This is a genomic window from Runella sp. R5_40 (assembly GCF_057652295.1).
On the sequence record NZ_JBYFCH010000001.1, the window covers coordinates 398,627 to 411,904 of the forward strand.

Consider the following 13,278-nt stretch of genomic DNA (forward strand, 5'->3'; position numbering starts at 1 on the left):
TTATGCGAGGTCTGCTTTCAACGTTGTGCTTTTTTCTAGTGTCGTGTGCGCTTTATGCCCAGGGAGGTTACTTATTGCTTTCGGGTAAAATCATTGATAAAATATCCCAAAAGCCTATCCCTCATGCGTACATTGGCATGATGAGTAAAGGCACAGGAACACTCACCAACGAAGACGGGCAGTTTTTCTACCGCTTCCCACGTATTGCGTCAGATTCTGCTTTGGTGGTCTCGGTGTTTGGCTACCAGCCTTTCCAACAAAAAGCGTCGGCGTTTCAACCCAACCAAAAAGACGTAGTCATTGAGCTTCAACCTGCCCAACTACGGGTGGTGGATAGTTCGTACATCAAGTCGTTTGAAGCCCGAAATTGGGTGTCGGAGGCGTTGCGTAAAATCAAGAAAAACAGCTCGCCTAATCCTTACCTACTGACGGGTTTTTACCGCGAATCGCTCCAACAAAATGGCGAATACGTGGACATTCGCGAAGCGGTATTGCAAGCCGAAAAAGACCCTCGCCCCAAAATTTTGGTTCCTCAGAAGGTAAAAGCCCTTCGCGGGCGCAACTTTGCCAGTCAAAATCGCTCGAAAGTAATGGAAGGATACGCTTTCCCGAACGGTGCCAGTATTGTGACCAACTCCATTGACATTTCTATCCCCGAATACCTCGACGGCAAAAATTTGTACGATTACGGCTATGAGCTCGACGATACCATTACCACCTACCTCGACAAGCAAGTGTATCGAATTTTGTTCCGCCCCGTGAGCGCAGGAATCAAAGCGGCCCGCAACGGCATTATGTACATCAATTCTTCGGATACAGCCATCGTTCGCATCGAATATGACTTTACCCCCGAAGGCGTCAAAGACGTTTTGAAAACCAGTGCATCCGACAAGATGTTTGGCAAAACCAAACGCGACGCCAAACGCCTCTACACCTGCATTAGCTACAAACCTTTTGGTGGGAAATGGTACTTGCAAGATTATCGAATGCTGTTGGACACCCAATTTGAACAAAAAAATACCCAAACATTAGGTACCATTAAGTTACAATTTGTGGCGACCGACATCCAAAAAAGCAACGGTATGCGAATTCCTGAAACGGATGTTTTGATAGACACCGAAAGTTTTACCCAGCAAACCGTTCCCAAATACGACGAACTGATTTGGGGTAACTTCAATTTTGTCATTCCTTCCGAAGCCATGCGACAAATCGTAAACGGCTTAGGAAAATAGCACAAATCGCAGTTTGAGAAAAGTGTTTTGAGCCAAGTACTCCGCAGTGTATTGTTCCTGAAAGTAAATTTTCTAACTTTAAGGGCAATCCTTCATTTACTTCAATGAAAACACTTCTTCAACCATTATTTGTACTTTTTTGGGTCGGAGCCTTTGCCCAAGCACCCACCATTACCCAATCTCTTTCGATGAAAAGCGTCGGAAGTCCGCAACTTTCTCCCGATGGCCAATGGGTCGCCTACGTTTTAACGGAAACCAATTGGGAGGAAAACGCCTACGAAACCGAAATTTGGCTCGCCAACGTTGCCTCAGGTGAAAAATTTCAGTTGACCAACTCCAAAAAATCCAACAGCAGCCCCGTGTGGTCGCCCGACGGAAAGGTGCTGGCTTTTCTTTCTACCCGCGACGATAAAAGTCAGATTTATTGGATTCGACCGCAAGGTGGTGAAGCCAAAGCATTGACGAAGTTTGAAACGGGCGTATCGTCCTTTGATTTCGCTCCTGATGGCAAAAGCATCGTTTTTTTAGCCACGACGCCCGATACCAAAGCCTTCAAAGAACGCGTCGAAAAGTACAGCGATTACGAGGTAGTCCACGAAGACTACAAAATGACGCATTTATACACGCTTCCGTTTGCCGATACCCTTAGCAAGCTTCCTACGCCCAAGGCGTTGACCAAAGGCACTGACTTTTCAGTAGGTGGTTTTTCATTGTCTCCCGATGGCAAAAAAATCGCCTTTGATGCCGCCAAAAATCCCGATTTAATCAATTCGCACACTTCAGATATTTACGTGTTGACGCTGGCGGACAGCTCGTTGACTAAAATTGTTTCCCTCAAAGGCCCCGATTCTAACCCCGTTTGGTCGCCCGACGGCAGCCAAATCGCGTTTAGCACCACCAACGAAGACGAGTTCTTTTTCTACGCCAACCGCTACATTGCCGTCGTTCCCGAAAAAGGAGGCACACCCGTGGTGGTTAGCCAAAGTTTTGACGAAAACGCCAGCCTTTTAAAATGGTCTGCAAATGGAATTTGGTTTAGTGGGCTCCAAAAAACAACCTCTCATTTGTTTTTGCTCAACCCCAGCACCAAGAAATTCACCAAAATCACCCAACCCTCGGATGCGTTGGCCACTCAATTTTCGTTTTCCAACGACTTCCAACAACTTGCCTGCGTTTTGACTTCACCCAATCGCCTCGCGGAAATCGTGGTTTCATCCACCAACGCCTTTGCCCCCAAAACGCTTACCCAACTAGGTGAACAATTGAAGCCGTTCAAAACAGCCACTCGCGAGGTAGTCAGTTGGAAATCAAAAGACGGAACCACCATCGAAGGCGTGTTGATAAAGCCTGCCAACTTTGACCCTACCAAAAAATACCCGTTGTTGGTGGTAATTCACGGTGGGCCTACGGGCATCGACCTCCCAAGCATTGCTGCCGACCGCTACTACCCCATCGAGTTGTTTGCGGCCAAAGGGGCACTTATTCTCCGTCCCAACTACCGTGGCTCAGCGGGCTACGGCAAGGCATTTCGGGCGCTCAACGTCCGCAATTTGGGCGTCGGTGACTACGATGATGTCATCTCGGGCGTTGATTTTTTGATTGGGAAAGGTATAGTGGACAAAGACAAAGTAGGCGCCATGGGCTGGAGCCAAGGGGGGTATATTTCGGCCTTTATCACTACGTTCAGCGACCGATTCAAAGCCACGTCGGTAGGAGCAGGAATTTCTAACTGGGCCACGTATTACCAAAACACCGACATCACTCCTTTTACCCGCCAATACCTCAAAGGAACGCCTTGGAGCGACCCCGATATTTACCGCAAAACCTCGCCCATTTCGTACATCAAAACCGCTAAAACGCCGACGCTCATCCAACACGGCGAGCTAGACAGGCGCGTTCCGATTGCTAATGCGTATGAGCTTCGTTTGGCGCTGGAAGATTTCAACGTTCCCGTTAAAATGGTCGTTTACAAAGGCTTTGGCCACGGAATCACCAAACCCAAACAAATGCGGCAGGTGATGGAAGAAAATTTATCGTGGTTTAGCCAATGGGTTTTTGGTGAAAATGCCGCCAAATAACCTACTCTTCTTTTTCTTAAATAAATACTCTATACCTTAATGAAAAAATTACTGTCTCTTTTGTTCTTCACTGCCGTGATTGCTCACGCTCAGTCTCAAACAGACTTAGAAACAACCGTTAAAAACTACTACGGCAACCTCTACGATTTTATGAGTTTGCCGAGCAATGCGCACATCAAAGAACAAATTCAGCCCAACCTCGATTGGCTCAAAAAAGCCTTTGAAAAACAAGGATTTACTACGGAATTTTTACCAACGGCAGGTCATCCCGTCTTTTTTGCGGAAAAAAAATCGGCTAAACCCGCTCCTGGGCCACTCAAAACGTTGCTCTTTTACATGCACTTCGATGGGCAGCCCGTGGAGCCTGAAAAATGGCAACAGGAGTCTCCCTATAAACCCGTTTTGAAGAAAAAAAGCGCTAACGGTCAATGGGAAGCCATTTCTTGGGATAACCTTCAGACGGGTTACGACCCCGAATGGCGGATTTTTGCCCGCGCCGTCTCGGACGACAAAGGCCCGATTTTGATGTTGTTGGCGGCGTTGGACATGATGCAGAAAGAAAACGTGCAGTCGCCTTACCACCTCAAGGTGATTTTGGACAGTGAAGAAGAAATTGGTGCGCCGCATTTGGCCGAAATGGTCAAAACGCACAAGGGAAAACTAGGCGCGGATTTTCTGATGGTGATGGACGGCGGGCGGCATTTGTCGAACGAACCGACCCTTACCTACGGCTGCCGTGGTATTGCGTCGATTACGCTGACTACTTATGGACCCAAAATTTCACAACACAGCGGTCACTACGGCAATTATGCCCCCAATCCTGCGCTTCGGATGGCGCAATTGTTGGCCTCAATGAAAGACGAAGACGGTCGTGTGACCATTCCTGGCTACTACGACGGTATCACGATTGACGCCAGCGCGCGCAAAATCCTAGCCGCCGTCCCCGACGATCCTGAATTGATTCGTCAAAAACTGGTCTTTACCCAACCCGACAAAGTAGGCGCTAATTACCAAGAATCCTTGCAGTACCCTTCGCTCAATATCCGTGGGTTGGTTTCTGCCAATATTGGAGAAAAAGCCAACACGATTGTGCCCGACGAAGCCACGGCCGAAATCGACATCCGTTTGGTGCCCGAATCTAGCCCTGAGCGCTTGATTGGCTTGGTCAAAAAACACATCGAAAGTAAAGGTTATGTTATTTTAGACCGAAAACCCACCGATGCCGAACGCTTGAAATACCCCAAAATCGTCACTTTACTCGAACGTGAAGCGCGGATGTTGCCTTTCCGTACCGATTTTGGGATTTATCCTGACCGTTGGCTAACGGCAGTGATTGTTCGTACGTTTGGCAAAGAGCCGATTAAGATTCGGATGACGGGTGGTTCGGTGCCGATTGTGCCCTTTTTGCGGGAATTAAATTTACCCGCCATTCACGTTCCGATGGTGAACTCGGACAACAACCAACACGCCGCCAACGAAAACCTCCGCCTCGGCAATTACGTGGAGGGAATAAAAACGTGGATGGCTATTTTAACCCAACCGGAAGTCAAATAAGTGTCGAGTGTCAAATGCAGAATGTCGAATGGGCTTATTCGACATTCTGCATCGCTCGGGCGCCCCCGTTTGCACTCGACATTACTTTTTACTTATGACTTTGCTCTTTACTCCTACGCCAAGTTCTACTTCTTTTTTGGCACCAGTGGCGTCGGTGCGGAGCAGTTTGATAGACTCTGAACGGTCGCCCATTACTTTGAGCAATACGTCCTTGTCTTTTCCGTACGTAATGCCGTCGAGCGTGATGTTTTTGCTGTTTTGCACTTGCATCACCGTTTTGTCCCTGGTCAACATCGTGACGTTTTTGAGGTTAATATTTTCCCCTTCTACGCATACCAAACCTTTGTTGGCTTCGATGTAGGCATTGTCAATGTTAATATTTTTGATGCTCATTTCGGGCAGGCCTCGTACCATAATCGCCGTTTCAGCGCCTTTACACACAATGTTTTTGATGTAAAAGTTTTTAAACTGCGGCGTTCCGTCATTCAACGGCTCGGCTTTAATGGCAGGTAACTCGTTGGATTCACCCACCAACGCGACGGGGTCTTTGGCCGCATAATACATGTCAAAAATAACGGCCTCGCCTGGGATTTCGGTCATGTTGATGTCGGTGACGTAAATGTCTTCTACTACCCCTCCCCGACCGCGGGCGGTTTTGAAACGAAGCCCCACGTCGGAGCCCATAAACGTACAGTTGGAAACAAACATATTACGCACGCCCCCCGACATTTCGGAGCCAATCACGAAACCGCCATGTGCGTGATATACTTTACAATCTCTGACAATGAAATTTTCGGTAGGCACGCCACGTTTGCGTCCTTGCTCGTCACGTCCCGACTTAATCGTAATTCCGTCGTCGCCCGTATCAAAGGTACATCCTTCCAAAATTCCGTTACGGCACGATTCCAAGTCAATCGCATCACTGTTTTGGGCATACCAATAATTGCGCACATTTACGTTGCGAACGCTGATGTGGTCACACAACAACGGGTGAAGCGTCCAAGCGGGGGAGTTTTGAAACGTAACTCCCTCAATCAAGACGCTTTTACAACGCGTAAGGCTTACCATGTTGGGGCGGAGAAAATCTTTGTACGACGCCAATTCAGCTTGGGTTGGATGCACTCCGTTCAAAATACGACCCGCGTTGGGCGTGTTATTTCCTTTTTTCGACTGCTCCGACGGATACCACATATCGCCTTTTTCGCTCACGACTCCTCCCGATTTTTGCAGAGCAGCCCATTGCGAAGTCGTTTGTTTTTCGCGTTTGATGGCACGCCAAACGTCGCCTCCTCCGTCGATAACGCCTTCGCCCGTAATACCGATATTGGTCAAGTCCACGCCCCAAATCGGTGCCTGACAACGGTACGAGTCTTGTCCTTCCCAGGTCGTAACCACAATTGGATAATCGTCGTGGTTACGGCTGTACTGCAACAATGCGTTTTTGGCCAAGTGAAGATTCACGTTGTTTTTCAGCACAATCGGACCCGTTACCCACAAGCCTGCGGGAATCAGGACAGTTCCGCCACCTGCCTCGTTGCACACATCAATCGCCTGTTGAATCGCCTTCGTATTGACCGTATAACCATCGGCTTTGGCACCGTAACGAACGATGTTAAACGTATCTTTACGAAAGGTAGGCGTAGCGTATTTTGGAAGTTCAAACGCGTATTTGTTCGTAAACTCCGATTTTTTTACAAAACTCTTCAAATCAATCGGTAATTCCATGATACCTTCCATCACCAAACTCGCCATCACAGCCGCTCCGTATTTTGAGAAATGCGTATCGTCGGTCAACCCTTTTGGATTTTTTGGAAAAACGTTGGCTCCGTAGTGCAAAAACAGCAACTTCGACGCCTCTACCCCGTGCTTTTCAATCACTTTCTGACTTTTGGCGTGCAAGTCAACGATAGGCACTTTTAGCTCTTTGGCCACCTCTTTCACTACCTGTGGATACTCGCCGTGTTGGTCCACAAACGCCCCATTTTCGTCAAATTTACGGCGCATCACGGGCGTAATTAGCAACGGATTTCCACCTTTGGCGCGGGTTTCGTTCACAAAACGAATCAAATTTTGGCGGTACAAGGTCTGCGCAGGAGCCGAGCGGGTCGTATCGGCCACTTTTTGGTCGTTGTGCCCAAACTGAATAAACACCCAGTCGCCCTTTTTCACCTGCGACACCACTTTTTGCCAGCGGCCTTCGGTGATGAAGCTTTTGGTGCTACGGCCATTCACGGCGTGATTTTGCACTTTGACGGCCTCGTTGAAATACGACGGCAGCACCATGCCCCAGCCCGTTTCGGGCGCGTCGGCGGGGAGTTTGTCGGCCAAAGTTGAGTCGCCGCACAAAAATATCGTCAATTGATCGTCGGCAGGGTGAAAAGCCGTCAGAGAAAGTAGGAGAAAAATTCGAAGAAGTAGTTTCATTGGGTTGGTTTGAATAGCCATAATTATCTACGAGATTAGCCCATAGAGTAGTACAAAACAACCTATTAATTGGATTTTTTTATGCAATCGTTATCGGCAACGTTGCCAAAAGCCCTCATTTCCTTACTTAAACCATGGCTCCCAATCTAATTTGTACTTCAAACCACTTTTTCGTTCGCCCACTACTTTGGCAGGAACTCCCGCCACCATCGCCATCGGAGCCACGTCTTTGGTGACGATACTACCCGCCGCCACCACAGCCCCTCGGCCTATTCGCACACCAGGCATGATGGTCACCCGAGAGGCAATCCAAGCATAATCTTCGATGACGACGTCTTTGCCCCAAACACGGTGAAAATCGTCGTGAGGGTCGTGCGAGAGCGTCCAAATGTTTACTTCTTGGGCAATGTCCACGTGGTTTCCAATCACCAATCGTCCGCCTCGACCATCCAACAAGGTATGTTTATTGATAAAGCAGCCGTCGCCAATTTCGATGTTTTTTCCGTTCCGAAACTCCACTTTCATCATCACAAAACCTTTTTTTCCCAGTTTGCTTATGGTTTGGTGAATAAAAAAACGCCGAACAGCATGAAAGGGAATCGACATGACCCATTCTCGAAAGAGATAATCTTTGAAGGCTAAAAAAGCCGAATAGAGCGCAACGATGGTTTTCTTCATGCTTCAAATGTAAGCAGATTCGCCTAACTTTGTAGCACACAAAACGCATACTCACTTGGAAAAAACATACGACATCATCATTGTAGGAGGCGGTATCGTTGGTTTGGCAACGGCGCTTAAACTCAAGCAACAACGTCCCAAGACTCGCTTGTTGGTGATTGAAAAAGAAGATGAAGTAGCCATGCACCAAACAGGCCACAACAGCGGTGTGATTCACTCGGGCCTGTATTACAAACCTGGTAGCCTCAAAGCAACCAATTGCATTCGGGGGTATCAGATGCTCATTGATTTTGCCGAACAAGAAGGCATTCCGTATGACCTTTGTGGGAAAATTGTGGTGGCAACCCGCCCCGAACAAGTACCGATTTTGGAGGGGCTTTACGAGCGCGGCCACCAAAACGGCTTGACAGGTTTCAGAATGCTCGACCTTGCAGGTATGCGCGAATACGAGCCTCACGTACAAGGCATTAAAGGTTTTTTTGTTCCCCAAACGGGTATCATTAATTACAAAGCCGTTTGCGAAAAATACGCCGAAAAAGTGCGCGAATTAGGCGGAGAAATTATCTTTGGTCAACGCGTTACGAGCATTCAGCAGGGGGAAAAGTTCTCTAACGTCATTACGGAACAAAGTTACCACCAAACCAAACTCGTAATCAACTGCGCGGGGTTGTATTCCGACAAAGTAGCTCAGTTTACCCAGCAAGACCCGATTCATTTACGCATTATTCCATTCAGAGGAGAGTACTTCGAAATCAAACCCGAGAAACAGCATTTGGTCAAAAACCTCATTTATCCCGTTCCCGACCCGAACTTTCCATTTTTGGGCGTTCACTTTACGCGGATGATTGGCGGTGGCGTCGAAGCAGGCCCGAATGCGGTGTTGGCTTTCCGCCGCGAAGGGTATAAAAAATTGGACATTCACGCCAAAGAACTTTGGCAAACGCTCACGTGGCCAGGGTTTCAGAAAGTAGCGGCAAAATATTGGCAAACAGGCTTAGGAGAAATGTACCGATCGTTTTCAAAAGCGGCCTTTACCAAAGCCCTACAAGAATTAATCCCCGAAATCAAAGAGAGTGATTTGGTCCCAGGCGGTGCAGGCGTGCGAGCCCAAGCTTGCGACCGCGACGGCGGCTTACTTGATGACTTCAGCATCATCGAACGCCCCAACGCCATCAACGTTTGTAATGCCCCTTCTCCCGCCGCGACTTCGTCGCTGTCGATTGGCCAAACAGTAGCAGAACTGGCCTTGAAGCGATTTTAGTTTTATAAGTGCGTGCGGTTGTGAGCAACCGCACGCACACTTTCCTATTTATTCACAATCTCTACTTCAAAAAGAAGCGGAGCGTAAGGCCGAATCACGGAACCCGAGCCAGTGGTGCCATACCCTAATGATGAAGGGAAGATGAGAGTGGCTTTTTCGCCGAGGCGCATCTTGCTAATTCCTTCTTCAAAACCTTTGATTACACCGCCTGAGCCTATTTTTACCGAAATTTCTCCCGTATCAAACTGTTTGTCAGTCAACAGTTTTCCTGTGTATTTTACCGAAACTACATCTCCTGCTTTCACTTGGGCATTGGTGGTAGTGGTGGTTAAGAAAAACCGCAGGCCAGACGATGTTTTTTCCGTAATTGTCAGGTTTTTTGACGAAATATAATCTTCCATTTGTTGCTCTTCATTGCGGACTTTTACCAATTCTACGTCTGCCCCCACGGCCGAATAAGCAGGCAACTGCGCATCCGATTGGCTCCCAAAAGCAAGCGTATGGTTCATCAAAAACAGCCCTTGCTCGCCTTGGCGCATCATCGCAATGCCTTCATCCATGCCAAGAATGAGGCGATTGACGCCGTAGATGTACGAAAAAGGAACGTTCTTAACACGCTCGGTACTGTCGAATTTCACCCCCGACATTTTGAACAATGTATAGTGAATCGACACCTCATCCCCGACGTTTGGTTTTTGACCTGTGGGGTTGGTTTTTAAAATGTTATAATACAAACCCGATGTACTTTTTTGCATCGTAAGCTGCTTCGACGAGATGTAGTTTTGAATGTCCAGCTCGTTTTGTTCGTACTGTTTTTGTGCATCGTTTTCGAGCATAGTTTGACAAGAAACAATGCTCAGGGCGGATACCACCGCAATTACTAAGTGAATCTTCTTCATTTGTTTGTTGAGAGTGATTGGCATCAACTCTATTTTTTATCCTACAATTACTTGTTGCAAATCTTCCCATTGCCAGTATTGATTTGCTATTTTTTGAATATCCTCTGCCGTAACGACGCGCAATCGTTGGATATAGTTGGAATAAAATTCAACATCTAGTCCTTCCAGTACCATCAATCGCACACGATCAGCAATTTCAAAAGGTGTATTGAGTGACCCCGCAAACTCTCCTGCTAAGTAGTTTTTAACGGTTTCAAGCTCATTTTCGGGGACAAGTTCAGTCTGCAATCGGTGAATTTCTTTTTGGATTTCGTCCAAGGTCGCTTGGGCAAATTCTTTTTTGACATCCGTTCCAATCGCCCAATAACCCGCTTGGCGCATCGGGACGATACTCGACGAAATGCCGTAGGTAAAGCCTTTTTCTTCCCGAATATTACGCATCAATCGCGAACCAAAATAGCCGCCCAAAATTTCGTTGGCCACAATCATTCGGTAAAAATCAGGGTGTTGGCGTTTGAACAACATCCGCCCTACCCTTACCGACGACTGTACAGCGTCTGCTTTGTCAACCCACAAAGGTTCGGTCTGCGAAACAATTTCCAGCGACTTATTCACTTCGGGCGAAGGCACCACCAAATGTTGTCCCAAATACTGGTTGACCAAAGCCACCTCAGCGTCACCCACCTGTCCAGAAAGGAATACGCGAAAAGGACGCGCTTTGATGCGATTCGTATAAAAATTTTGTAAATCAGCTACCGAAAGGGCTTTAATTGATTTTTCGTTTTGGCTTTTTCCGTACGGGTGCGTCGCGCCAAATAAGCGTTCTTTGAAGGTAGTTGTGGCTACGTACGCATTTTTTTCGAGGTTAATCCGCAGGTTTTGAAGGCTGATATTGCGCAGGTCATTGAACTCTTTTTCGGGGTAAGTTGCCTCGTGGATAAGTTCCGACACCATTTCGAGAATTGCCCCGAGGTGTTTGGTTAGGCCATACACCATAATATTGGCGCGGTCGGGCGTGTGGCTCAAATCAACAAAAGCCCCAATTTGGTCAAAATGCCCGCTAATTTGAGCGGATGTCCGTTTTTGGGTACCTTCTGTTAACATTTTTACTCCAAAAAACGACGCCCCATCGACGTCTTCGTGCCACGTTCCTGCCTCAAACAGCACTTCTATTCTCACAACGGGTTGCTCGCCCACGTTGGCCACAAATAGCGGCTGACCGTTGTCGAGCATAACGCTCTGATGAGATGGAAACTGTACTGTCTGAATAGTGCGGAAAGCGGGCGGTATCGTTCTATCTAATTGCATATTGGTTGGAGTTCAAATGAGGATTGTAAAATTACGGACTGTTTTGGTTTGATAGGTATTTTTAAGTAAATCGCAGCGCGCCACAATTTGTTCCCTGTTCAACCCCATTCGATTATGTTAAACTTTCTACTGGCTGTTGTCTTTACGGTGTCTTTGTATCTCATCATGCGGGCGTTTCCCAAGTACAAAGTTCAACCTTTTCACGCGGTATTTTTCAATTATTATTCGTGCGTGTTGATGGGGCTGATGCTCATGCCCAACCGTCAGCAGTATTTTTCTACCGACTGGGGCTCTACGCCAACCCTACTTACGCTGGCACTGGGGGCGATGTTTGTCGTGGTTTTTGCCCTTATTGGCATCACCACCACCAAAGTGGGCGTCACGGCGGCTTCGCTGGCAGGAAACATGTCGTTGGTGATTCCTGTGTTGTTCGGGTTATTTGTCTTCAAAAACAACAACAAAGACTTTACTTTTCTCAACTACCTTGGTTTGCTGCTCGCGCTTGTGGCGTTGGCCTTGAGTACGTTGAAAAAAAATGGCAACGCCGAATCGGTCAAAACGGGGGCCGTGTTATTCTTACCTGTCATTCTCTTTTTTGCCAGTGGCACTAACAATACCCTTATCAATTATACCAGCTCTACTTTTTATCAGCCCAGCGAATCATCGCTCTTTACGGCCATTGCCTGCACGGGCGCTATTCTGATTGGGAACGGTTACTTGCTGATTCGAGTGTTGTTTTTTGGGGAAAAGGTGCAGTGGCAAAGCGTCGTCGGAGGGTTGATTTTGGGCTTTCCCAACTTTCTGTCTTTTTATTTTTTACTCGGAGCATTGAGTGATTTTGGCAACAGCGCGGCCTTTGTTTTTCCAATTTACAACGTTTTAAGTATGCTAACATCGGCTTTTATGGCGTGGCTTTTGTTCAAAGAAACCCTCGAACCGCTCAATAAAGTAGGTTTGGCCATCGCCGTATTGGCCATTTTCTTAATTTCTTACCAAGAAGTGATGAGTATCTTCTAACAATTCATCAAGCACAATCCCAAAAAGTATCCATTTTAATTTCGTTCTACGAACAATCTAGCCCAAAAGTTCGTTTTTAAAAAGCAACCATTAACACAAACTCACAAATGGCAACGATTAAATCTTTGTTTCTCATGCTATTATCGCTTCTTTCGGGCATTTTTGCCAACAAAAAAGAAATTCAAACCAACACCGCCAACGTTAAACCCGTTGCTTCTGTCTATGACTACAAAATGAAGGTGTTGACTGGGGCTGACGAAATTTCGTTGAGCAAGTACAAAGGCAAGAAAATTGTATTGCTCAATGTCGCCTCTAAATGTGGTTATACGCCTCAGTATGCCGACTGGCAAAAATTCCACGAGCAATACGGCGATAAAGTAGTGGTTTTGGGCTTTCCTGCCAACAATTTTGGCGCTCAAGAAGCGGGTTCAAACGATGAAATCGCTACTTTTTGCCAAAAGAACTACGGCGTAACGTTCCAAATGTTCTCAAAAATCGACGTGGTAGGCGAAAATCAACATCCACTTTACAAGTGGCTTTCGGATAAATCGCTCAACGGTTGGAATGACAAAGTTCCTACTTGGAATTTCTGCAAGTATGTAGTGGATGAAAACGGGAAATTGACGCATTTCTTTGCCTCAAAAATCAAACCTACCGACGAAGAATTCAAAAAAGCAGTAGGCATCTAATCGGAATGTCGAAAGGCGAATAAACGAATTACGATTTTTTTACAGCGGTTGAGTGCAGCTTACCTTAGGTGGCTGCGCTCAACCGTTTTTTGTTAACGAGGTTTTGAGAAACCTCGGCGTGGGTTATAGTAACCCACG

The 13,278-nt window shown here is 47.0% G+C and carries 10 protein-coding genes; 6 read left to right on the forward strand and 4 right to left on the reverse strand.

From position 1 onward, the window contains the following. Positions 1 to 2 precede the first annotated feature (2 nt). The 3 genes from AC23N5_RS01765 to AC23N5_RS01775 all read left to right on the forward strand — a co-directional run bounded on the left by AC23N5_RS01765 (position 3) and on the right by AC23N5_RS01775 (position 4,864). Entirely contained in the window at positions 3 to 1,232 is a 1,230-nt protein-coding gene (locus tag AC23N5_RS01765; protein ID WP_487754263.1) for a carboxypeptidase-like regulatory domain-containing protein, read from the forward strand. Positions 1,233 to 1,336: 104 nt separating this feature from the next. Next, positions 1,337 to 3,310 (forward strand): S9 family peptidase, encoded by a 1,974-nt coding sequence (locus tag AC23N5_RS01770; protein ID WP_487754264.1) that lies wholly within the window; start codon positions 1,337 to 1,339, stop codon positions 3,308 to 3,310. Between the two features lie 39 nt (positions 3,311 to 3,349). Then, a complete protein-coding gene (locus AC23N5_RS01775; RefSeq protein WP_487754265.1) occupies positions 3,350 to 4,864 on the forward strand; it encodes a M20/M25/M40 family metallo-hydrolase in 1,515 nt (504 codons plus the stop codon). Positions 4,865 to 4,945: 81 nt separating this feature from the next. Here AC23N5_RS01775 and AC23N5_RS01780 read toward each other — a convergent pair whose 3' ends face one another. Continuing rightward, a complete protein-coding gene (locus AC23N5_RS01780; RefSeq protein WP_487754266.1) occupies positions 4,946 to 7,288 on the reverse strand; it encodes a glycosyl hydrolase family 28 protein in 2,343 nt (780 codons plus the stop codon). Between the two features lie 123 nt (positions 7,289 to 7,411). After that, the gene (locus AC23N5_RS01785; RefSeq protein ID WP_487754267.1) at positions 7,412 to 7,966 is read right to left on the reverse strand and encodes an acyltransferase; all 555 of its coding nucleotides are present in this window, start codon (positions 7,964 to 7,966) and stop codon (positions 7,412 to 7,414) included. Positions 7,967 to 8,021: 55 nt separating this feature from the next. On the opposite strand from AC23N5_RS01785, the gene lhgO reads away from it, so the two are divergent. Beyond that, a complete protein-coding gene (lhgO, locus tag AC23N5_RS01790) occupies positions 8,022 to 9,227 on the forward strand; it encodes an L-2-hydroxyglutarate oxidase (protein WP_487754268.1) in 1,206 nt (401 codons plus the stop codon). 44 nt (positions 9,228 to 9,271) lie between these two features. On the opposite strand, the gene AC23N5_RS01795 is transcribed toward lhgO, so the two are convergent. Further along, positions 9,272 to 10,126, reverse strand: coding sequence for an FKBP-type peptidyl-prolyl cis-trans isomerase (locus AC23N5_RS01795; RefSeq protein WP_183978384.1), 855 nt, complete (start codon positions 10,124 to 10,126; stop codon positions 9,272 to 9,274). Between the two features lie 36 nt (positions 10,127 to 10,162). After that, complete coding sequence (locus AC23N5_RS01800) at positions 10,163 to 11,434, reverse strand: M16 family metallopeptidase (protein WP_487754269.1); 1,272 nt, start codon at positions 11,432 to 11,434, stop codon at positions 10,163 to 10,165. Between the two features lie 114 nt (positions 11,435 to 11,548). On the opposite strand from AC23N5_RS01800, the gene AC23N5_RS01805 reads away from it, so the two are divergent. Together AC23N5_RS01805 and AC23N5_RS01810 are read left to right on the forward strand one after the other, a co-directional pair. Next, positions 11,549 to 12,451 (forward strand): hypothetical protein, encoded by a 903-nt coding sequence (locus tag AC23N5_RS01805; protein ID WP_487754270.1) that lies wholly within the window; start codon positions 11,549 to 11,551, stop codon positions 12,449 to 12,451. Positions 12,452 to 12,558: 107 nt separating this feature from the next. Then, positions 12,559 to 13,140: a glutathione peroxidase gene (locus AC23N5_RS01810; RefSeq protein WP_183978378.1), complete on the forward strand. Its 582-nt coding sequence runs from the start codon at positions 12,559 to 12,561 to the stop codon at positions 13,138 to 13,140. The last annotated feature ends 138 nt before the right edge of the window (positions 13,141 to 13,278 follow it).